Origin of the sequence: Arthrobacter sp. NPDC092385, assembly GCF_044755105.1 — a bacterium.
In the GTDB taxonomy this organism is placed as follows: Bacteria; Actinomycetota; Actinomycetes; order Actinomycetales; family Micrococcaceae; genus Arthrobacter_D.
Genome location: NZ_JBIVQL010000010.1, coordinates 76,475 through 98,451, shown reverse-complemented (window position 1 = coordinate 98,451; position 21,977 = coordinate 76,475). Strand labels below are relative to the sequence as shown.

At 71.1% G+C, this 21,977-nt stretch carries 18 protein-coding genes; 5 read left to right on the top strand and 13 right to left on the bottom strand.

The genetic code is table 11. The features are described 5' to 3' along the window. Positions 1-147 precede the first annotated feature (147 nt). From dxs to ACIQCY_RS13730, 3 genes are all read right to left on the bottom strand, one after another. Positions 148-2,121 carry a 1-deoxy-D-xylulose-5-phosphate synthase gene (gene dxs, locus ACIQCY_RS13740; protein WP_400484453.1) on the bottom strand — a complete coding sequence of 658 codons (1,974 nt, stop codon included), beginning with the start codon at positions 2,119-2,121 and terminating at the stop codon, positions 148-150. A 122-nt stretch (positions 2,122-2,243) separates the two neighbouring features. Then, positions 2,244-3,626 (bottom strand): class I SAM-dependent RNA methyltransferase, encoded by a 1,383-nt coding sequence (locus ACIQCY_RS13735; protein ID WP_400484452.1) that lies wholly within the window; start codon positions 3,624-3,626, stop codon positions 2,244-2,246. A 9-nt stretch (positions 3,627-3,635) separates the two neighbouring features. Beyond that, a complete protein-coding gene (locus ACIQCY_RS13730) occupies positions 3,636-5,612 on the bottom strand; it encodes an APC family permease (RefSeq protein WP_400484451.1) in 1,977 nt (658 codons plus the stop codon). Between the two features lie 112 nt (positions 5,613-5,724). On the opposite strand from ACIQCY_RS13730, the gene ACIQCY_RS13725 reads away from it, so the two are divergent. Both ACIQCY_RS13725 and ACIQCY_RS13720 read left to right on the top strand, forming a co-directional pair. Then, positions 5,725-6,399: a potassium channel family protein gene (locus tag ACIQCY_RS13725; protein WP_400484450.1), complete on the top strand. Its 675-nt coding sequence runs from the start codon at positions 5,725-5,727 to the stop codon at positions 6,397-6,399. Further along, positions 6,396-7,073 (top strand): potassium channel family protein, encoded by a 678-nt coding sequence (locus ACIQCY_RS13720; RefSeq protein WP_400484449.1) that lies wholly within the window; start codon positions 6,396-6,398, stop codon positions 7,071-7,073. Before ACIQCY_RS13725 ends, ACIQCY_RS13720 begins: the two co-directional genes overlap by 4 nt. On the opposite strand, the gene ACIQCY_RS13715 is transcribed toward ACIQCY_RS13720, so the two are convergent. The 4 genes from ACIQCY_RS13715 to dut all read right to left on the bottom strand — a co-directional run bounded on the left by ACIQCY_RS13715 (position 7,070) and on the right by dut (position 9,729). Then, entirely contained in the window at positions 7,070-7,864 is a 795-nt protein-coding gene (locus tag ACIQCY_RS13715; RefSeq protein ID WP_400484448.1) for a DUF3159 domain-containing protein, read from the bottom strand. The two genes, ACIQCY_RS13720 and ACIQCY_RS13715, sit on opposite strands and share 4 nt — an antisense overlap. A 10-nt stretch (positions 7,865-7,874) precedes the next feature. Continuing rightward, positions 7,875-8,291: a hypothetical protein gene (locus tag ACIQCY_RS13710; RefSeq protein WP_400484447.1), complete on the bottom strand. Its 417-nt coding sequence runs from the start codon at positions 8,289-8,291 to the stop codon at positions 7,875-7,877. A gap of 7 nt (positions 8,292-8,298) precedes the next feature. Then, positions 8,299-9,126 (bottom strand): DUF3710 domain-containing protein, encoded by an 828-nt coding sequence (locus ACIQCY_RS13705; protein ID WP_400484446.1) that lies wholly within the window; start codon positions 9,124-9,126, stop codon positions 8,299-8,301. An 84-nt stretch (positions 9,127-9,210) separates the two neighbouring features. Beyond that, positions 9,211-9,729 carry a dUTP diphosphatase gene (dut, locus tag ACIQCY_RS13700; protein ID WP_400484445.1) on the bottom strand — a complete coding sequence of 173 codons (519 nt, stop codon included), beginning with the start codon at positions 9,727-9,729 and terminating at the stop codon, positions 9,211-9,213. A 211-nt stretch (positions 9,730-9,940) separates the two neighbouring features. On the opposite strand from dut, the gene ACIQCY_RS13695 reads away from it, so the two are divergent. After that, positions 9,941-10,417, top strand: a complete 477-nt coding sequence (locus ACIQCY_RS13695; protein ID WP_400484444.1) for a DUF3093 domain-containing protein — start codon at positions 9,941-9,943, stop codon at positions 10,415-10,417. A 33-nt stretch (positions 10,418-10,450) separates the two neighbouring features. On the opposite strand, the gene ACIQCY_RS13690 is transcribed toward ACIQCY_RS13695, so the two are convergent. Then, a complete protein-coding gene (locus ACIQCY_RS13690) occupies positions 10,451-10,774 on the bottom strand; it encodes a DUF4193 domain-containing protein (RefSeq protein WP_400484443.1) in 324 nt (107 codons plus the stop codon). A 188-nt stretch (positions 10,775-10,962) separates the two neighbouring features. Between ACIQCY_RS13690 and sepH the strand changes: the two genes are divergently transcribed. Further along, positions 10,963-12,345 carry a septation protein SepH gene (gene sepH / locus ACIQCY_RS13685; protein WP_400484442.1) on the top strand — a complete coding sequence of 461 codons (1,383 nt, stop codon included), beginning with the start codon at positions 10,963-10,965 and terminating at the stop codon, positions 12,343-12,345. A gap of 111 nt (positions 12,346-12,456) precedes the next feature. Here sepH and ACIQCY_RS13680 read toward each other — a convergent pair whose 3' ends face one another. From ACIQCY_RS13680 to ACIQCY_RS13665, 4 genes are all read right to left on the bottom strand, one after another. After that, positions 12,457-13,236, bottom strand: a complete 780-nt coding sequence (locus ACIQCY_RS13680) for a thymidine kinase (RefSeq protein ID WP_400484441.1) — start codon at positions 13,234-13,236, stop codon at positions 12,457-12,459. Further along, positions 13,229-14,428: an alkaline phosphatase family protein gene (locus ACIQCY_RS13675; RefSeq protein WP_400484440.1), complete on the bottom strand. Its 1,200-nt coding sequence runs from the start codon at positions 14,426-14,428 to the stop codon at positions 13,229-13,231. The genes ACIQCY_RS13680 and ACIQCY_RS13675 overlap by 8 nt, the downstream gene beginning before the upstream one ends. A 6-nt stretch (positions 14,429-14,434) precedes the next feature. After that, positions 14,435-15,112 (bottom strand): DUF5998 family protein, encoded by a 678-nt coding sequence (locus ACIQCY_RS13670; protein WP_400484439.1) that lies wholly within the window; start codon positions 15,110-15,112, stop codon positions 14,435-14,437. A gap of 177 nt (positions 15,113-15,289) precedes the next feature. After that, a complete protein-coding gene (locus ACIQCY_RS13665; protein WP_400484438.1) occupies positions 15,290-18,121 on the bottom strand; it encodes a GNAT family N-acetyltransferase in 2,832 nt (943 codons plus the stop codon). Positions 18,122-18,245: 124 nt separating this feature from the next. Here ACIQCY_RS13665 and ACIQCY_RS13660 point away from each other — a divergent pair, with 124 nt between their 5' ends. Then, positions 18,246-20,855 carry a DNA topoisomerase (ATP-hydrolyzing) subunit A gene (locus ACIQCY_RS13660; protein WP_400484437.1) on the top strand — a complete coding sequence of 870 codons (2,610 nt, stop codon included), beginning with the start codon at positions 18,246-18,248 and terminating at the stop codon, positions 20,853-20,855. Positions 20,856-20,902: 47 nt separating this feature from the next. Here the strand turns inward: ACIQCY_RS13660 and ACIQCY_RS13655 are convergent, their stop codons facing one another. After that, entirely contained in the window at positions 20,903-21,952 is a 1,050-nt protein-coding gene (locus ACIQCY_RS13655; protein WP_400484436.1) for a GNAT family N-acetyltransferase, read from the bottom strand. Positions 21,953-21,977 lie beyond the last annotated feature (25 nt).

Sequence of the window (21,977 nt, the reverse complement as noted above, 5' to 3'; positions counted from 1 at the left end):
GAGAATGTGGTTCCCCCGCCAGCCTTCGCCATTGTCTCACATCGCCTTCCGGAAGGGGCCCCGGTCGGGCCGGACCCGCCGGGAACGGGCCGACGACCACGCACGCGCAGTACCGTCCGCGGTTCCCGCCGTGGACGGTACCGACGATCAGTGCTTCGGGAGTTGCCCCGTGGCGGGTGCATGGTCGCCGGCGAGCGGCCGGGCGACCGGGACCTTCGTGCCCAGGACCTGCGCGACGACGTCGTGCGTGATCTTCTGGGCGGTCAGGCCCACGCGCTCGAGGACCTGGTTCCGCGAACCGTGGTCGAGGAACTCGACCGGGAGGCCCACCTCGTTGAGCGCCGTGTCGACGCCGGCCGAGCGCATCTCCTGGCGGATCCTCGAGCCGACACCGCCGGCGCGCACGCCGTCCTCGATGACGATCACGATGCGGTGCTCGGCGGCCAGGTCGATCACCGATCGGCGGACCGGCAGGAGCCAGCGGGGATCGATCACGGTGGAGCTGATGCCCTGCGCCCCGAGCCTGTTGGACACATCGAGCGCGAGTTCGCTCATCGCCCCCACGCTGACGATGAGGACGTCGTTGGAGCTCGAGCCGGCAGGCCTGCGGGAGAGTACGTCGACGCCGTCGTCGAGGCGCTCGATCGCCTCGACCTCCGCGCCGACGGACCCCTTGGAGTAGCGGACCACGCTGGGGGCGTCGGAGATGGCGACGGCCTCGCGCAGTTCCTCACGCAGCCGGGAGGCGTCGCGCGGAGCGGCGAGATGCAGCCCGGGGACGGCCTGCAGCATGGCCAGGTCCCACATGCCGTGGTGGCTCGCGCCGTCGGGCCCGGTGACGCCGGAGCGGTCGAGGACCACCGTCACGCCCGCCCTGTGCAGGGCGACGTCCATCAGGAGCTGATCGAACGCGCGGTTCAGGAAGGTCGCGTAGAGGGCGATCACCGGGTGCAGGCCGCCGAAGGCCATGCCGGCGGCACTGGTCAGCGCGTGCTGCTCGGCGATGCCGACGTCGAACACGCGGTCGGGGTGCCGGGCGGCGAAGCGGTGCAGGCCGACCGGGATGAGCATGGCGCCGGTGATGCCCACGATATCGGGGCGCTCGTCGGCGATGTCGGCGATCTCGTTCGCGAAGACGGAGGTCCAGGACTGCTGGCCGCCGGCGCCGACGGGCTCACCCGTCTCGGGGTCGATGATGCCGACGGCGTGGAACTGGTCGGCCTCGTGCGCACGGGCCGGGGCGTAACCGTGGCCCTTCTCCGTGATCGCGTGGACGATCACGGGCCCCTCGTAGTTCTTGGCGAGCTGCAAAGCCTGCTCCACGGCGGACGGGTCGTGGCCGTCCACGGGACCCACGTACTTCATGCCGAGGTCCTCGAAGAGCCCCTGCGGCGCCCACCAGTCCTTGATGCCCTTCTTCATGGCGTGCAGGCTCTTGTAGCTGAACTCGCCGACCGTGCCGCCGTTCAGCATGCGCTGCTTGAACCAGTCGAGGGTGCGCTCGTAGCGGCGGTGCGTCCGCACGGAGTCGAGGGTGGGACGCAGGGAGGCGAGGTAGTCCGCCACGCCGCCGATGGTCGGGGCGTAGGAACGGCCGTTGTCGTTGACCACGATCACGACCCGCCGACGCTTGTCCGCGGCGATGTTGTTGATCGCCTCCCAGGCCATCCCGCCTGTCAGGGCACCGTCGCCGACGAGCACGACGGTGTAGCGGTCGCCCTCACCGTTGAGCACCCGCGCGCGGGAGATGCCGTCCGCCCAGGAGAGCGAGGAGGAGGCGTGGGAGCTCTCGACGACGTCGTGCACGGACTCGGCCCGCGACGGATAGCCGGACAGCCCGCCCTGCTGGCGCAGGGTGCTGAAGTCCTGGCGTCCGGTCACGAGCTTGTGCACGTAGGACTGGTGCCCGGTGTCGAAGATGACGCTGTCACGCGGCGAGTCGAAGACGCGGTGGATGCCGAGCGTGAGCTCGACGACCCCGAGGTTGGGGCCGAGGTGCCCGCCGGTGCGTGAGACGTTGCTGACCAGGAAGGTCCGGATCTCCTTCGCGAGCGCGGCCAGTTGCGCTTCGCTGAGCTTGCTCAGGTCCTGCGGGCCGTGGATCGTCTCCAAGAGTCCCATCGGCGCCTCCTCGGTTCGTTCGGCGTGGCGAGAGATCGCCCTCGATTCCATTAACTCTAACGTTCGGGGTCCGGAGGGGGTGCCATCGGCGGCACCCTCCGCCGGACCGGGCCGGTCCTCGCTCAGGCCGGCGGCGGCAGGAGGCGCGCGAAGGACTCCATGTGGTGGGTGTGCGGGTAGAGGTCGAACACCCGCAGCGTGTCGAGGGACCAGCCGGCGGCGAGGAAGTAGCCGAGGTCGCGCGAGAACGACGCCGGATCGCAGGACACGTAGCCCACGACCCTCGGGCGGGCCTCCACGATCTGCCGGACGACCTTCTTCCCGGCTCCCGCCCGCGGCGGGTCGAGCAGGACGGCGTCGAGGGGTTCGCTCCAGCGTCGGAGCACGGCGTCCACCCGGCCCTGCACGATGGCCACCTGGTCCTGGCCGTGCAGGTTGCGGCGGGCATCGCGGCTCGTCCCGGGGGACCCCTCGACCGACAGCACGGCACCCTCCGGCCCCACGGCGCGGGCGAGCGGCACGGTGAACAGACCGGCACCTGCGTACAGGTCGGCGAGGCGCTCCCCGGCCGCGGGCTGGAGGCCGTCGAGGACGGCGGAGACCAGGGCCTCGGGCGCTCCGCGGTGGATCTGCCAGAAACCGGCCCCCGTGACGCGGTAGTCGGTCCCCAGGACGCTCTCCTGGAGCCAGGTCCGCCCTGTCATCCGCTGCACCGCGCCGGACTCCGGCTCGAGCACGCCCACCGACGCGCCGTCGATCGAGTTCGCCACGGCTGCGACCCGGCGCGGGGAGGTCCCGGCAGCGGGCACCAGCAGGACGAGGGGCTCTCCCCCACCGGAGGGCACGGCGACGTCGACCCGCTCGATGCCGCTGAGGTCCAGGGTCCACAGGCGCAGGTCGTTGACGGCCGCGACGGCCAGCGGCATCTCCCGGACCGGGAGCACCTCGTGCGAGCGGTGCAGGTGCATCGCGAGGCGGCCGGCGGAGTCGACCGCGAAGGCCGCGCGCGTGCGCCAGCCCAGGCCGTCGTCGGCTTCGCCCGGAGCGGGCTCCGCGACCACCGGACGTTCGGTCTTCGCCAGGCGCGACAGCTGTTCCTCGAAGATCGCGGCCTTCAGGCGCCGCTGCTCGTCCAGGCCGATGTGCCCGAACTCGGCGCCGCCGACGGCGGACCGTCCCTTGGCTGCGGCCTTCAGGGCATCGGCGAGGGGCCAGGGGTGGGGCACCCGGTGGGGAGACGCCTCGAGCACCTCGACGACGTCGGCGCGCCAGAAGCTGGCGTCGTCGTCGGTCTCGGTGAAACGCACGCGCACCCGCTCCCCCGGCAGCGCGTGCCGCACGAACACCACGCGGCCCTCGTGCCGGGCCACGAAGTGGCCGCCGTGTGCCGGCCGCTCGACGGTCAGCTCCGCGGTGCCGGCCGGACCGCCGGTGTGGACGGTGCCGGCCGGAAGGGCCTCTTCCGGCCTGGCGGTGGACGGGTCAGCGGCTGGTTGGTCGGTCATGGTGTCTTCCTACTTCAGGTCCTGATAGATCTGGGCCGCGTCGGAGGACGCGAGCTGCCACGGCACGCTGGCGACCATGACCCCCGGCACGTAGTGCAGGCGCGCCTTGATGCGCAGGGCGGTCTGGTTGTGCACCAGTTGCTCCCACCACCTTCCCACCACGTACTCGGGGATGTAGACCACGATCAGATCCCGCGGTGAGTCCCGGCGCATGGATTTGATGTACTCGAGGATCGGCGTGATGGTGTCGCGGTAGGGCGAGGCGAGGACGGTGATGGGCACCGGGATCTCGTACTTCTCCCAGTCGGCGAGGGTGCGGCGGGTCTGCTCCGGGTCGACGTCCACGGTGATGGCGTCCAGGCGGGACGGTCGCGAGGCGCGCGCGAAGGCGAGGGCCCGCAGCACGGGCTTCCGGACGTGTGAGACGAGGATCACGGCGTGCACGCGGGACGGGAGGGCGCGCAGGCGGACGGCGTCGTCGATCGCGAGTTCCTCCGCCACCGCGTCGTAATGCTTCTTGATGCTGCGCATCACGGCGAACAGGATGGCCATGGCCAGCACCGCGATCCACGCCCCGTATTCGAACTTCGTAACGAGGACGACGACGAGGACGGCGGCGGTGAGGCCGAAACCCAGCGAGTTGATGGCGCGCGACTTGTGGATCCGCCAGCGCTCCTGCTTGCCCACGGTGCTGCGGAGGGTCCTGTTCCAGTGCCGGATCAGCCCGAACTGGCCCCCGGTGAAGGAAACGAACACGCCCACGATGTACAGCTGTACCAGGGCGGTGACGTCCGCCCGGAAGACCAGGATGAGCACCACGGCCCCCAGGCCGAGCGCGAGGATGCCGTTGCTGAAGGTCAGCCGGTCCCCCCTGGTCCGCAGCTGCCGCGGCAGGTAGCCGTCCCTGGCCAGGATGGAGGCCAGGACGGGGAACGCGTTGAAGGCAGCATGGCCGGCCAGCATCAGCACGAGCGCCGTCGCCGCGACGACGAGGTAGAAGGCCGGCGGAGCCGCGTCGAAGACGGTCCGCGCCAGCTGGCTGACCACCGGTGCCTGGATGTAGTCCTCGGGTACGGGCTGCCCGTCGAGCAGCAGCTGTGCCGATGGATCCTGCACCACGTGCACTCGCGTGGCGTTGGCGAGGTAGAGAACGCCGGCCAGCATCGCGGAGGAGACGACGCCGAGGACCAGGAGCGTCGTCGCGGCGTTCCGGGCCTGGGGGGCCTGGAAGCGCGGCACGTTGGAGCCGGGCCCCTCGAGGCCCGTCAGCGCCGCGGCGCCCGCCGAGAACGCGCGCAGGATCAGGAGAGCACCGGCCAGGCCGACGAGGCCCGCATCGAGGGCGGCGTCGGGGACGATCTCGAACTGCGCGCTCGGCGCCTGGCCGAGGTCTCCCGTGAGCGCCTGGACGATCCCCGTGGCGCACAGGGCGAAGATCCCCGCGAGGAAGGCGTAGGTCACCACGGCGCGTGCCCGGACACCGCGCGTGATCCCCCGGAGGTTGAGCAGCACGAGGAGGGCGACGCCGACGACGGCGAGCGGCACGCGCACGTCCTCCAGAGACGGGGCGAGCGAGACGACGTACTGGGCGGCGGCCGAGACGGAGACGGCCACGGTGAGCAGGTAGTCGATCATGAGGGCGGACGCGACGGTGATGCCGGCGCGGGGGCCGATGTTCCGCCGGGCGATCTCGTAGTCGCCGCCGCCCGACGGATAGGCGTGCACGGCCTGGCGGTAGGAGGCGACGACGACGAGCAGGACGGCGATGACGGCGAGGCCGATCCACGGTGAGATGGCGACCGATGCCACTCCCGCCAGGGCGAGGGTCAGGAGGATCTCGTCCGGGGCGTAGGCGACCGAGGAGAGCGCGCTCGCGGAGAAGACGGGGATGGCGAGGCGCTTGGGCAGGCTCCTGTTCCTCAGCCTGTCGCTGGCGAAGGGCTTGCCCACCAGCACCCGCTTGACGGCCTCGAGAAATGTCAGCACAGCCCAAACACTAGCGCGTCCACGCGGATCGACAGCCACTAGGCTTGGTGCTGGTACGGCAGGGAACAGCAGGGAACAGCAGGATCTAGACCAGGAATCAGGGGTGCCCCCGGTGGCTCATTTTGTGATCATGGGATGTGGCAGGGTGGGCGTGAGCCTCGCCCACACACTCGACGAATCCGGTCACTCGGTGGCGATCATCGACCAGGACGACCGCGCCTTCCGCCGTCTGCGGTCCTCGTTCGGCGGGCGCAAGGTCACGGGTGTCGGCTTCGACCGGGAGACCCTCAAGTACGCGGAGATCGAGAACGCGTACGCCTTCGCGGCGGTGTCCAGCGGGGACAACTCCAACATCCTGGCCACGCGCGTGGCCAGGGAGACCTTCCACGTCCCGCACGTCGTGGCGCGCATCTACGACCCGGGACGCGCCGAGATCTACCAGCGCCTCGGCATCCCCACCGTGGCGGCCGTGCGGTGGAGCGCCGACCAGGTGCTGCGGCGCATCCTGCCCGAACAGACCATCAACGGCGACTTCCGGGAGACCTCGGGCCGCCTGATCCTCGCCGAACTCGCCGTGAGCGATGCCTGGCTCGGCCGCTCGCTGCGCAGCATCGAGGCCGCCAGCGGCGTGCGGATCGCCTACCTCACCCGTTTCGGGGAGGGCATCCTGCCGACGGCGGAGACCAGCTACCAGCAGGGCGACATCCTGCACGCCATGATGAAGACGACGGCGACGGACGAGATCACGCGCATCCTCGCCGCCGCGCCGAAAGAGGAGAAGCCATGAGGGTCGTCATCGCCGGGGCCGGAAGCGTCGGGTCCTCGATCGCCCGGGAACTGCTCGGCAACAAGCACGAGATCCTGCTCATCGACGAGAAACCGGAGGCGATCGGGCGCAGCGGGCTGAAGGGCGCCAAGTGGCTGATCGGCGACGCCTGCGAGCTCACGACCCTCAAGGACGCACGCCTCGACGAGGCCGACGTCGTCGTGTCCGCGACGGGCGACGACAAGGTGAACCTCGTGGTGTCGCTGCTCGCGAAGAGCGAGTTCGGCGTGGGCCGCACGGTCGGGCGGGTCAACAACCCGAAGAACGACTGGATGTTCGACGACTCCTGGGGCGTGGACGTGGCGGTGAACACGCCGCGCCTCATGACGGCGCTCGTGGAGGAAGCCGTGGAGATCGGCGACCTGGTGCGCCTGCTCACGCTGCAGACCGGGGTGTCCTCGATCGTCGAATTCACGGTTCCGCAGGATTCGCCGCTGGTCGGCGGGACGATCGGCTCCATCCTCCTGCCCGAGGACTGCGCCGTCGTGGCCGTGCTGCGGGACGACTCCCCCGTCACCCCGAGCCCGGACGACGTGGTGGAGGGCGGCGACGAGATGTTCTTCCTCGCGGCCATCGCGGCCGAGGACGAACTGCGGGTGGCCCTCTCCGCACGCAGCGACGAAGACCCCCGCTAGCTCCCCGGCAGGATGCCGCCGGAGCCGGTGCCGACGGAGCCCGACGTATCGGCCCGGACGCGCGGACGCGAGACGATCCACGCGAGCCAGAGGCCGAGCGCGTACAGCGGCAGCCCCATGGCCACGCGCGTGGAGCCGAGGGCTGCGACGTTCTCCGCGAGGTAGAGCGGTACCTGCACCACGAGGCGCAGCGCCAGGACGGACACGATGATCCAGGTCGCGGTGGAATAGGCACGCACGCGTGCCGGGTCCCTCCGCCACTCCACGCCCTCGTTGCGGATGAACCCGAAGATCAGGCCCGCGAAGGGCCAGCGGAAGAGGACCGATGCGGCCATCGCGACGATGTACGCGCCGTTGATGAAGAAACCGGGGAGGAAGAAGTCCTCCGCGTTGCCCGTACGCAGTGCCACGAAGGCGCAGAAGGCGACGCCGACGAGCCCGGCGAGGGCCTGCGTGACCGGTGTCCGTGAGACGAGCCGGATGGCCGTGAAGACCGCCGAGACCGCCAGTGCCGCGATCAGGGAGATCCGCAGGTCCATGGTGAAGGTGAAGAGGACCGTGAAGACCAGCCCCGGCGCGATGCTCTCCGCCAGGCCCTGCACGCCGCCGATCGAGGACAACACGTCGATCCGCCCGTCGTCGTCGCGCCGCACGCCGGACCTCGCCGCATACTGCGTCGCGAGTTCGGCCGCCGTCGGTCCCGGCTGCCGCCCACCCTGGTTCCCGGCTGCCGGGCCGGCACCGTCCGCAGGATCCGGAACGGCTCCGGGCTCGTCCGTCGGATGGCTCATGTCGGGTTCCTCACTCGTACTCCTCGGGGCGGCCGATGATCTCGTAACGGGGGTTGTACACCGTGGGGGTGCCGCCGACCCGGCTCAGCATCCCCTCGAACCGCAGGGCCACTCCGGCCTCGATGCCCGGGACGCGCCGCTGGCCCATCCAGACGATGCGCACGTCCTCCGGCGTGCCGTTCCAGTCGATCCTGGCGAGGACCGAGAACGACGGCGAGGCCGTCACGGGTGCGATGGTGATCCTGTCGATGACACCGCGCGCCTTGATCCTGCCACGCTCGGGCAGTGCCTCCGGGACCACCGTGCGCACGGTCGGCGGTGGAGCCGCGTGCTTCGACGGCGCTGCAGCACGGTGCGGCGCGGGTACGGACCGGCCCACCGGCCCCTGGGGACCGGTGGCTCCGGGTGCGTACTGCCGCGCTGGCATGGGGGGACTAGCGGGTCTCGGTGATCTCGGGGCCGCGCTCGAGCGGGTTGAGATCCGGACGCGCGGGTGTCGCCGCGGCCGGCGGGCCGGCCGTGGCGTCCTTCGGCAGGCGGAGTTGCAGCAGCTCGCGCGGAGGAAGCGGGTGGTCGCCGCGCACCACGACGACGCTGCGGAAGAGCTTCTCGATGGGTGCCGCGGCGCCCTGCTCGAGGGCGGCCGGTCCGCCGAACACGCCGCGGAGGAACCAGCGCGGACCGTTGACGCCGACGAATCGGGCCACGCGGTAGCCGGCCTGTCCGTCCGGTGTCTGAGCAGGCAGCTTGGCGAGGAGCTCGGTCCCGAGGCGGCCGGGCCGTTCCTCGACCGTCCCGCCCTGGGAGCCGACCGACGTGCCGATCTGCTCCCGGATCTCGTCCCAGAGCCCCTCCGTCTTGGGTGCGGCGAACGCCTGGAGCTGCAGCGTTGAGCCCGCTAGGTCCAGTGTCACGGCGATCACGCGCTTGCTGCGCTCCTCGACCTCGAGGCGCAGCTGCAGCCCTTCGGTCGCGTTGATCCGAAGGGCACCGAGATCGATGTAGCCGCTCCCGGTGTCCTGCTCCGAGACGTCGAACGGTCCGAGCGTGGCGCGGTCGTAATCCGCGCTCGAGACGTGGCCGGCCGGTGGAGCGGGCGGCGCCGGAACGGTGTCTCCGGTGCCCTCCTCCGCAGCAGCGTCGGTGGGAGCCTCCTGCGGTTCGGGGGCGGGTTCCGCTTCCTCGCCTGGCGCCGCCGCGTCTTCCGTGACCGAGGCCCCGGCCTCGTCCTGCTTCTTCTTCCTGAGGCGCCCAAAAGCCATGTCCGGGTTCCTTTCCTGGGTTTCGTGCTCGAGTAGGTGCGATCTTCGGTGGAGCATTCCGGGGCCTCCTGCCCCGGGGCGCCGTCAGCCGCCCGTGAGGGGCAGCGGTGCCGGAGCGGCGGCGGAATGGGGGCCCGCGGTGGCGAGACCCCCGGTCGAGCCGAATCCACCCGCACCGCGCACGCTCTCGGGCAGCTCCCCGACGATCTCGAACACCGCGTGTTCGACCCGCTGGATGACGAGTTGGGCGACGCGGTCCCCGCGCGTGAAGCGGACGGTCTCGTTCCGGTCGGTGTTGAGGAGGCACACCTTGACCTCGCCCCGGTACCCGGCGTCGATGGTGCCGGGGGCGTTGACGATGGTGACGCCGTGCCGTGCGGCGAGGCCCGAGCGCGGGTGGACGAGGCCCACGTAGCCGCGCGGGAGGGCGAGGGCCAGCCCCGTGGGGACGAGCGCGCGCTCGCCCGGCGCGAGGACGACGTCGACGGCGGTGCGCAGGTCCGCACCCGCGTCGCCGTCGGTGGCGTAGGCAGGTGGCTCGAGACCGTCGTCGAGCATCAAGATCTGGACCGGGAGGTCCTGCTGTGTACCCATTGACCGCATCTCCCACGCAAGCTATCCGGTTACCAGCCCCCCACTTTAGCGCCTTTGGCGGAGCGGCAGCTGACAGTTCCTCGGCTCGCCTCCGCCGCCCTCGGGCCGCCCTCGGCGGAGGTTCGCGCGTGCCTGCCAGGGCGCGTCGGTGCCCCTGCCCGGCGCGCTGCGCCGTGGCGGCCGGGATGAGACCGCACGCAATTGGTGGAATGCTGGTGTCATGTCCAGCGCGCCGGGGGAAGCACCCCAGAACTCACCAGACCAGGCCGTCCTGTACGAGGAGCGGCTGTGGCCCTCGCCCTGGATCTGGCTCATCGCGGCGGGCTTCTCCTCGGCGACCATCGTGATGTTCGCGCCCATCTCGATGGAAGTCGGCTACGGAGCCGCCATCGTGGTCGCGATCATCGTCTTCACCCTGCTCATCCTGTCGACCCCGCGCATCACCGTCACGGGCACGACCCTGACGGTCGGGCGCGCGAGCATCGAGCGGAAGTACCTCGGGGCGGTGGAGTGGTTCACCGGGGAGGACGCCACCCACCAGCGCGGCCCCGGCCTCCACGGGCTCGCCTACCTCTGCATCCGGGGCTGGATCTCGCCCGTGGTGAAGATCGAGGTCACCGATCCCGAGGACCGTACGCCCTACTGGCTCGCGTCCTCCCGTACTCCCGAGCGCCTCGTCGCGGCGCTCGCACGCTGATCGTCCCCGCCCACGGATCGGGACCGAGGCCCGTCAGCCCTCGCAGTCCATGCAGTACAGCTGCCCGCCCCGGTCGAGGGCGATCTGCGATCGGTGGCGGACCAGGAAGCACGAGGCGCAGGTGAACTCGTCGGCCTGCGCCGCGAGGATCTGCACCGAGATCTCCTCGCTGGAGAGATCCGCGCCGGGCAGGTCGAAGGAATCGGCCGCCTCGAGTTCGTCGTCGTCGATCAACACATCCGTGAATGCCGTCCCGGGAGCGGTCTGCTGGACCGGACTGCGCTCCTGGAGCCCGCCGCTGCGGGTGTCTGCGCCGTCGTCGCCCGTCCTGCGCGACGCGTGGTCATCTCGTGCCATACCTGTCTTTTCACGCTCCATCATGTCTGGCCGTACCGGCAAGTGCCCTTCCGGCTGCGACAACGCTGGGAAGCCCGGATTTGTGCCCGCTCCTGCTGCGCCGCCCGCCACGCCTTACCGCGTAGTAGGAAAGGCTGCCATTCAATGGCAAAGTTTCCCCTAGGAATTATTGTCGGCTGGAGGATCTGATGCAGGAGTTACGCCTGGTGGGTGTCCATGAGGATGGCGAACATCTGCTGTTGAGCGGCGAGCAGGGCGCGCCCTATCGGCTGCCCATCGATGATGCGCTGCGCGCCGCGAGCACCCGGGCGGCCGGAGCGCCGATGGCACCTGCGCCCGCCGTGCCCGATGAGCCCCGCCACAAGCCTGCGAAGACGCCGGTCCACCTGACGCCGCGCGACATCCAGTCGCGCATCCGCTCCGGGGCGACGGCGGAGCAGGTCGCCGCGGAATCGGGCCTCGACCTCGCCCACGTGGAGCGCTACGAGGGCCCCGTCCGTGCCGAGCGCGACTACGTCGCCTACCTCGCGCAGCGCGTTGAGGTGGCGACACCGCTTCCCAGCCACGACGGCTACCGCTCCGCCTTCGGGGACAGCCCGGCACTGCTCGGCGACATGGTCGCCTTCCGCGTGCAGAGCTACGGGATCGATCCGGCCTCTCTCGAATGGGACTCGTGGCGCCGCCAGGACGGCTCCTGGCACGTGGAGGCCTCCTTCGACCTGCCCGACGGTTCGACCGTCGATCTCGGCGAGCAGCCGCCCGCGCAGTGGACCTACAACCCCACGCGGAAGACCGTCACGAACGGCAACCGGTGGGCCCAGGTGCTCAGCGAACTGGAGCCGCTCGACGGCCCCCTCCCCTCACGCCGGCTCAGCGCCGTGGCGGACCGCGTCTTCGACTTCGAGGCGGAGAAGGAGGACGAGGCGCCGGAACCGACGGACGCCGACCAGGACGGTCTGCTGGACGTCCTGCGGTCGCGGCGCGGGCAGCGCCTGGGCGCCGACGAGGACGGCGACGACGCCCTCGCCGAGCTGCTGTCGCGGGGCGGCATCCCCGCAGCGCACCCGAGGAACGACGACGGCGCGGATACCGATGCTCCCGAGGAACAGGACGTGCTCGTGCCGGGCCTGTCGCTGGCGCCTCGCGCCGCGGAGGACGACCTCCTCGACGACGGCGCGGAGCCCACGCACAACCAGGACGGCACGCCGAAGCTGTACGACGGCGTCAGCACCGACACGCGCGAGATCAGCATCTTCGCGCAGCCCACGCCCCGGCTGCAGCCCCCCGCTGCAGGCAGGGCGGACACGGGCGCGGGCGACGCACCCCGGGATGCGGCGTCCCGGGACGCGGCACGGACCACTGGGCGGACCCCGGGGAGGGGACGGGACAAGGTCACGGGCAAGGACACGGGCAAGGACACGGGCAAGGACTCAGGGAAGGACTCAGGGAAGGACACGGGGACGGCGCCCGGCAAGGACGCCGCCGAGGCGGGTCCCGAGCGCCGCGTGAAGCCGAAGAGGTCCAGCGTGCCGAGTTGGGACGACATCGTCTTCGGGCGCAAGGGAGACTAGCGCGGGACCAGGCCCTTCGGACGCGGCCTTCCCGCGCTCCCAGGCGCCACCCGGCTCCACCACCTGGCTCCACGACCCGGCTACGCGGTGTGCGGCACGACCGGAGCGGGCTCAGGCGCCGCCGGCTCCGGGATCGGCTCCCTGCAACTGCGTCGCACCGCTTCCGACCTGGCGAGCGGTCCGCTCCTCGAACGGGAGCGGCACCTCGTTGGAGTAGAGCGACGGCGATGTCCTCGAGGTCTGCCGGCGCATGTGGTGGCGTCGGCACAGTGTCTCGTAGCCGACGGCCTGCTCGCGATCCGCGTCTCCGGGCAGGTCAGCACCAGCTGCGGGAGTCGCGGCGGAATCCTGGTCCAGCGGCTGGTCGACGTCGCCCACCACCATCTGGTCGCCCTCGACCACCATCACGCCGTCGACCGTCCGGGCGTTGTGGGTGGCCCGCTTGCCGCACCAGCACAGGGCCTCGACCTGCAGCACCTGCACGCGGTCGGCGAGCTCGATCAGGCGCTGCGAGCCGGGGAAGAGGCGCGTGCGGAAGTCCGAGGTGATGCCGAAGCTGAAGACGTCGATGTCCATCTCGTCCACGATGCGTGCCAGCTGGTCGATCTGGTCCGTGGTGTAGAACTGCGCCTCGTCGCAGATGAGATAGTCGATCCGCGCACCCATGGTCTGGCGCAGCGTCAGTTCCAGCCAGAAATCGGTGTCGGGGAAGACCTCGACGGCCGGGACCTGCAGTCCGAGACGGCTCGAGATCATCGATGCGCCGGCGCGGTCGTGCGAGCTGAAGAGGATCCCGCGCCGCCCGCGGGCCTTGTGGTTGTGGTCCATCTGCAACGCGAGGGTCGACTTGCCGCAGTCCATGGTCCCGGAGAAGAACAACAGCTCAGCCACGGCGGGTCCCCTTGCTCCCCCGGCGCTGGCCGCCGGCGGGTTTCTTCAGTGTCAACAGCGGAATGTCGCGCTCAGCCCGGGTGAGGGAACCGTGCTGTCCGACCATCTCGAAGGCCGCGGGTTGCCCGCGCCGCCCGTCGATGAGGGCGATCCCTTCGCGGGCCAGGACGAGGAGGTCACCGATACGAGGAAGCACGGCAGCACTGACGGCACCGAAGTACCCGTGGTCGATCGCTTCCTCGCGCGTGAGGATCCAGGCCCGCGAGCCGAAGGCTTCGTGCCAGCGCAGGGCCAGCGCCCCGCGGGCGTCCGCCGACAGCCCGGCGTCGAGGTACAGGTGGAGCATGCGGGGCTCGCCACCCGTCTGGGCCACGCCCTCCAGCAGGTCCGCGCGCTCGGAGTAGTCGATGCGCTGGGAGGGCGGGACGTCCACCATGCCGTGGTCCGCCGTCAGAAGCAGGAGCGTGTCGGACGGCACCCGGCGGGCCAGGAGCCTGAGTGCGGCGTCCAGGTCCTCCAGCGTGCGCACCCACTCCGGGGAGTCGATGCCGTGCCGGTGGCCCGCCTTGTCCAGGTCGTTGACGTAGAAGTACATGAGCATGGCCGGCACCCTGGCGAGGTGCTCCGCGGCGGCGTCGATGCGCGCATGGATGGTGCTCGCTCCCACGAAGCTCCCGCCCCGCAGCGCCGCGCGGGTCATCGGCGACTCCGCGAAGCGGGGCTGGCTCACCGTGACCACGGGCAGGTGGTCGGACACCCTCTCGAACACCGTGGGGTGTGGCTGCCAGGCCAGCGGGTCCACTCCGGCGTCCCACCGGCCGAGCATGTTCACCACGCGGCCCTGGGCGGGATCGAGGACGTCGTAGCCCACCATGCCGTGCTGCCCCGGCTCGAGGCCGGTCCCCAGGCTCGCCAGAGACGCCGCGGTGGTCGACGGGAACGCGGAAGAGAGGATGCGGGCGGAGTCGAGGCTCTCCCGCAGGAACGGCGCGTGCGCCGCATACTTCCGGAGCAGCGCCATGCCGAGGCCGTCCACCATCACGACGGCGATGCGACGGGAAGCGGGCAGTGACAGGGCATTGGTGAAGCCGTCGACGCCGAGGGCGGCAGCCGAACTCGTCATCACCTCGGCGACGGTGGACACGCCGTACGCCGGCGGAGCCGGAAGGGGCTCCGTGTGCAGGAAAGCCATCAACCGCTACCGCTGGTGGTGCGCCCGGTTGAACCGTCCGCCGAATCCGGGCTGGCGGCGCGGCGTCGTCTCGGGAGCGGCGACATATCCGCCGGACGCCGGGCTCGCAGTGTTGACCTTCCGCAGGGCACGGGCGAACCCCTTCGCGTTCTGCACCGCCTGGACGCCGTCGGCCTCGGCACTGACGCGCAGCACGATGTCCTCCTGTGCCACCGTGCCGGTGAGGCCGTGGTCGGCGTCGCACTGGGGGTCGCCGCAGCTGGCGGGCCCGATGTCGAGGCGCTGCCCTCCCGACCAGGCGATGGCGAGCGTCATCTCACGGACCTGGTCGCTGGGCTTGTAGTCCTGCGGCTGGGCGTACAGGTAGCTGAGGACCACCGAGCGGATCTGGCTGACGGGGACGGACTCCGTCGAGACCTGTGCCATGACCTGCTCGCCGGCGTCGTCGAGCTGCTGGTCGTCCACGTGCGTGATCACCAGCATGTCCTCGGTGAGCACCAGGACGGTGATGTGCCGGTGCACCTCGGTGCGCTCGAAGTGCGTCTCCAGGTGGGCCACATGGGACAGCGGCTCGCGTCCGTCGAGGGCGTCGTGGACGACGTCGGCCACGAGCCGAGGATAGAAGCCTGCCCGCTCGAGCGATGCATCGAGGTCACGCCACTGCGCGGAAAGCGATGGGGTCATGCCCCCAGTTTCCCCCACCGGGCGGCGTTGTGCCTAACCAGCCGGTGTCAGTCGCGCATGGTGCGGCGGGCACTGTCCGTGCGGCGCTGCGGGTTGCCGACGTCTCCCGGTGTCAGTCGCGCATGGCGCGGCGGGCACTGTCCGTGCGGCGCTGCGGGTTGCCGACGTCTCCCGGTGTCAGTCGCGCATGGCGCGGCGGGCGCTGTCCGTGCGGCGCTGCGGGTTGCCGACGTCGATCGCCGCGCTCAGGACGGTGAGGCCGGACGCCGCGACGAGGACCGGGTTGAGGTCGAGCCTCGCGATCTCGGGATGGTTGTCCTTCAGGAGGGCAACGCGGGCCACGAGGTCCTCGACCGCCGCGACATCGGCCGGGGGCAGGCCCTGGTAGCCGAAGAGCTTGCGCGATGCGCGCGGCGCCCGGACCAGATCCGCGATGTCCCCGGTGCTCAGCGGCGGTACCCCGTGGGCCCAGTCGTCGAGCAGGTTGACGGCGTCGCCGGCCAGGCCGAAGGACACCACGGGGCCCATGAGGGGGTCCTCGATGGCACGGATGCTGCAGGCCTGGCCGGACGGCGCCATGGACTGCACCTCCATCCCGAAGCTGCCGAACGGTGCGAGCACCTTCTCCATCTGCGCGATGTTGCGCCGCAACGACTCGGGGCTGTCGATGCTCAGCCGCACACCGCCGAGGTCGAGCCGGTGCCGCAGGTGCTCGTCCATGGTCTTGAGCGCCACGGGCCACCCCAGGCGTTCGGCCTGGGCGACGGCCTCGTCCACCGAGGTGAAGCGCGCCGACGGCAGGAGGATGATGCCGTACGCACCCAGCAGCGCACCGCACTCGTCCGGCGTCAGGCGGGTGAGCTCCACGTCCGAGACGCGTTCCCGGACGGCCGCCAGCACGCGCACGGCCTCGTCGGCGTCGACGCCCTCGGGGTCGAGGAACTCGCCGTGGTCGCGCGTGCGCCACTGCGAGTACCGGACGACGGCGCCGAGCGCGGCGAGCGCCGCACCGGGGCTCGGGAAGCACGGCAGTCCGCGCTGCAGGGGAAGGACCGGGCTGGACTCCTCGGGTGCCGGTCCGGCGGACTCCGGCCGCGATCGGGACCCCGACGCTGCGCCGTCGAGCGGCACGCGCACGGGCTCAGGCCCTTCGTCCGCCGGATCGGGCGCACTCGCGGACGGGGACGACGACGGTGCGGTGGCAGCGACCAGTCCGTCGAGCTGCAGCCCCGCGTCGAGGATCCCGGTGAAGGAGGCGACGACGGGCTTGCCTGCCTGCTCGGCGCACTGCTGCAGGCAGGCGGCCACGGCGTCGGCGGTCAGTCCCCGGGCGGGCAGTGTGGTGACGACCGCGGCGTGGACCGCCGGGTCGCGGAGGGCATCCGCCACCGTCGCAGCGAGGGCGGGCAGGGCGACGGACTGCCCGGTGTCGAGCTGGAGGTCGGCGTCCAGCCGGGCGACCGTCATCCCCTGCGAGACGACGCCGTCGGCCACCACCTTGCCCAGCGCGGAGGAGTTGCTGAAGACGGCCACGCCCGGGCCCTGCGGCAGCGGCTGGCTCGCGACGATCTGCGCGATGTCCATCAGCTGCTCCGTCGTCTCGACCCTCATGACGCCGGACTGCCGCAGCATCGAGTCGAGCGCCCCGGGAGGCGCCTGCGTGGTGCGCACGGCGTGGCCCGGCGGGAGCTGCAGCCCCGTGACGTCGGACTTCGCGACGATCACCGGCTTGGTCCTGGCGAGGCGACGGGCGATGCGCGAGAACTTCCTCGGATTGCCGATGGATTCGAAGTACAGCCCGACGGCGCGGGTGGTGTGGTCGTCCTCCCAGAACTGCATGGCGTCGTTGCCCGAGACGTCAGCGCGGTTGCCTGCGGAGATCACCGAGGAGACCCCGAGGCCGCGGCGCCGTGCGCTCGCGTACAGGAGCACGCCGAGGCCGGCGGACTGGCTGAACAGCGACAGGGCGCCGCGCTGGGGCAGGTCGGGCGCCATCGACGCGTTCAGCCGGATCGCGGGGTCGGTGTTCACGAGGCCGAGCGACGCCGGCCCGACCACGCGCATGCCGTGCGCCCTGGCCTTGTGCACGAGGGCGCGCTGCCGCGCGAGCCCGTCGCCGTCGCCGTCCGCGTAGCCGGCCGTCACGACGAGGAGTCCCTTCACCCCTGCGCGCGCGCACTCGTCCACGACGGCGTCCACCTGCTCGTGGGGCACGGCGACGACGGCGAGGTCGACCGGCTCCGGCACCTCGGCGAGCGAGGCATGGGAGATCATGCCGTTCAGCTCGAAGGCCTCGGGGTTGACGGCGTACACGCGTCCCGTGAAGCCGCCGTCGATCAGGTGTTCCAGCAGTTCGTACCCCACCGTCCCCCACTCGCGGCTCGCGCCGATCACGGCGACCGACGACGGCGTCAGGAGCTCCGCCATGCTCCTCGCCTCGGCCCGGTGCTCGCGCGCCTCCATCACGGCCTGCGACCTGCGCGTGGGGTCGATGTCGAAGCTCAGCATCACGACGCCGTCGTCGAAGTGCCGTTCGACCTCGTAGCCGGCCTCCGCGAAGACGGTGATCATCTTGCGGTTCTCGGGCAGGACCTCCGCGGAGAAGCGGTGGATACCGTTCTCCCGGGCGGCGACGGCGAGATGTTCCAGCAGGATGGAGCCGACCCCCCGGCCCTGGTGGTAGTCGGAGACGTTGAACGCGACCTCGGCCTCGAGCGGATCGTCCAGGCGGTCGTAGCGGCCGATCCCGATGATGTCCTCGCCGCGCGTGATCACGAAGGCGACGCGGTCTCGGTGGTCGACCTCGGTGAAGCGCTTGAGCTCCTTCGCGCTGAGCTTGGCCTTGTACGTGAAGAACCGCAGGTAGATCGAATTCTGCGACTGGCGGACGTGGAACGCCTGGACCGCGTCGGCGTCGAGCGGCGAGATGGGCCGCAGGTGAGCCGTCCCGCCGTCACGCAGGACGACATCAGCCTCCCAATATTCCGGGTATTGTCCGTCCGCCACCATAGACTCAGGGTAGTCGGCATCCCCTCGGCCATGGGTCGAACCGCGGCCGGAACCGTCCGCGGCGCGCGGATGCCCGCCGACCACCCGCTTCGCACACCCGAGTTGTTGAGGAACCGCCACGCACATGGCCAGGCGCCAGAACTCCGCCCCGCCGGAGGATTTCACCGAGAAGATCATCGACATCGACGTCGAAGCCGAGATGGAGGAGTCCTTCCTGGAGTACGCGTACTCCGTGATCTACTCCCGTGCGCTGCCCGACGCACGCGACGGCCTGAAGCCCGTCCAGCGGCGCATCCTCTACATGATGACCGACATGGGGCTGCGCCCCGACCGCGGGCACGTGAAGTCCGCGCGCGTCGTCGGCGAGGTCATGGGAAAGCTCCACCCCCACGGGGACAGCGCCATCTACGACGCCATGGTGCGCATGGCCCAGGATTTCTCCCTCCGGCTCCCCCTCATCGACGGGCACGGCAATTTCGGGTCGCTCGACGACGGCCCGGCGGCGGCGCGGTACACCGAGGCCCGCCTGGCCGCTGCCGCCCTGACCATGACGAACCACCTCGACGAGGACGTCGTCGACTTCGTCCCGAACTACGACAACCAGCTCACGCAGCCCGAAGTGCTGCCCGCGGCCTTCCCCAACCTCCTCGTCAACGGCGCCAGCGGGATCGCCGTGGGCATGGCCACGAACATGCCGCCGCACAACCTCGGCGAGGTCGTCGCGGCGGCACGCCACCTCATCGCGAACCCGGACGCCTCCCTCGAGGACCTGACGCGCTTCGTTCCCGGACCCGATCTCCCGAGCGGCGGCAAGATCGTGGGCCTCGACGGCGTGCGGGACGCCTACGCGACCGGGCGGGGCTCCTTCAAGACCCGCGCCACCGTGACGGTCGAGCAGCTGTCGGCCCGGCGCACGGGCCTCGTGGTCACGGAACTCCCCTACACCGTCGGTCCGGAGAAGGTGATCGAGCGGATCAAGGACGCCGTCACCGCCAAGAAGCTCCAGGGCATCTCGGACATCGTCGACCTGACGGACCGCATGCACGGCCTGCGCCTGGTGATCGAGCTCAAGAACGGCTTCAACCCCAACGCGGTGCTCGCCCAGCTCTACCGCTTCACGCCGATGGAGGATTCCTTCGGCATCAACAACGTGGCCCTCGTGGACGGGCAGCCGCGCACGCTCGGACTCGTGGAGCTGCTGAAGGTCTACGTCGACCACCGGATCCTGGTGGTGCGCCGTCGCACGTCCTATCGGCTGCAGCGCAAGCTCGACCGCCTGCACCTCGTGGAGGGCCTGCTCATCGCGATCGTCGACATCGACGAGGTCATCCAGATCATCCGGTCCTCGGACGAGTCCTCGGAGGCGCGGACGAGGCTCATGTCCATCTACGACCTCTCGGAGATCCAGGCGAACCACATCCTGGAACTCCGGCTGCGCCAGCTCACCAAGTACTCGCGGATCGAGCTCGAGAAGGAGCAGGAGCAACTCCGGCTCGACATCGCCGAGCTCGAGGCCGTCCTCGGGTCCGAGGAACGGCTCCGCACGCTCGTGTCCGACGAGCTCGGCGAGCTGTCGGAGCAGTTCGCCACGCCGCGGCGCACGGTGCTGCTCGAGTCGGAGGCCGCCGCTCCGCTCAAGGGGTCGGTGCTGCCGGCTCCTGCCGGCAAGGGCGCGAAGGCGCTGATGCCGCTCGAGATCGCCGACGATCCCTGCTGGGTCCTGCTCTCCGCCTCCGGACAGCTCGCCCGTACCTCCGACCGCCAGCCCCTGGGTGACGGTCAGCGGATCAAGCACGACGCCTTCCGGTCCGTGCTCCCCTCGACGGCCCGCGGCGAAGTGGGAGCCGTCACCTCCGCGGGCAGGATGATCCGCCTCCAGGTCCTGGACATGCCCTCCCTGCCGCCCACCGCCGGCGTGCCGAACCTGGCGGGCGGGGTGCCGTCGTCGGAGTTCATCACCCTCGAACGGGGTGAGAGCCTCGTGGGGCTGGCGCCGCTCAACGCGGTGGTGGCCCTCGGCACGTCGCAGGGCGTGGTGAAGCGCGTGCAGCCGGAGTATCCGCTGAACCGGGACGACTGGGAGGTCATCGCCCTCAAGCCGAAGGACAAGGTGGTGGGCATCGCCTGCGCCCCGGACTCCGAGGACCTCGTCTTCATCACGCGCCTGGCGCAGCTGCTGCGCTTCCCGGCGGCGTCGGTGCGCCCGCAGGGCCGGACGGCCGGTGGCATGGCCGGTATCAAGCTGACAGCAGGTGACGCGGTCCTGCACTTCGGGGCGGTCGCTCCCGAGGACGACCAGGGCGTGGTGGTGACGGTCACCGCGGCGGGCGACGCGCTGCCGGGCACCTCCGCCGGCTCGGCGAAGGTCACCGAGTTCGCCGAGTACCCCGTCAAGGGCCGGGCCACGGCGGGCGTGCGGGCGCACCGGTTCCTCCGCGGCGAGGAAGCCCTCTCGCTCGCCTGGGCGGGCCATGGACCCGCCCGCGCGGCGTCGGCCAACGGCGTGGCCCGGGCGCTGCCCACGGAACACGGGCGGCGCGACGGCTCGGGCGTTCCCCTGACGCAGCAGATCGATGCCGTCGGTCCGAGCCTGCTCGGCCTCGTCCGGGCACCGCGCCCCGCCACGGGCACCACCGCCGGATCCGGGGTGGGCAGGGGGACCGGAGAGGGCTCGGCCGACCCCGTGCGCTCAGGACCGGGCGGGGACGACGACGCCCAGGGGACGCTGCTGTAACTGCTGCGGCCCGAGGGGGCAGGGCCGGCGCGTGCGGCCGGGACAGGTCACCCGGCCGGCGCCGTGAGCGGGAGGTCGAAGACGATCGAACGCTGGGTCGGCACGTACCCCATGCGTTCGTACAGGCCCAGGGCCCCGGAGGGATTCTCGGTGTCGACGCCGAGTCCCGCGTTCTCCATGCCGGAAGCGCGATAGCGCCTCATCGCCTCCGCGAGCAGCGCCGGTGCGAGCCCGCGCCCCCGCCAGCTGCGCCGGACACCCAGCAGGTCGGTGTACCCCTCGGAGTGCCCGAGCAGTTCCTTCGAATCGGGGTCGTAGCTGGCCAGCTGGTACGCCACCACCTCGCCCTTCGCCGGATCGAGGAGCGCGAGGCTCCAGTCCGCGCGGAATTCAGGGTGGCTGACGGTGAACTGCCAGGACTCCTGGTCGCGGGGCTCGCTCCCCCAGTGGTCCTGGAAGGCGTCGTTGTGCGCGAGGCGGACGAGTTCGGCGATGGTGCGATCGGTACCCTCGGCGAAGCTCACGAGTCTCAGCTCGGCGGGGAACGGCAGATCGGGGATCGGCTGATCGAGCGGCCTGGTCATCTCGGTGAAGTACCGGACGATGGTGCTGCCGCTCGCCCTGAGCAGCGCCAGGTGCGAGGCATTGCGCTCCTCGACATAGTTGCGGAAGGTCCCGTCGGTCCGACCGGTCTCCCGCAGCCGCATCGCCGCACGCCACGCCTGCCAGGCGAGGACGGCACGTCCGATCCCGCGCCCGCGCCATGCGGGGTCGACACCGCCGGCCCCGTGCACGAGGGAGGAGCCGGGGTTCATCGACAGGCGCCCGAAGGCGCGCGGCACGCCCTCGCCGTCGAACCCGGCGATCGTGTCCCGGCGCGGATCGTTCTTCGACGCCCGCAGCGCCTGCTCGAGGTCGGCGCGCTGCTCCACCCAGTCCGGTTCGTCCTGCACGGCGATCCGACGGATCAGCGCCAGCCAGGGGTCGATGTCCGCGTAGCCGAGCGGCCGCCACCGCAGGATTCCGGGCAGGGGCGGCGCATCCGGGCCCTGCCCACTGGCGGGGACGGCGTCCTGTCGGGGTGTCTCGGGCGTCATCCCTCCAGCGTATGGCAGGGCAGGT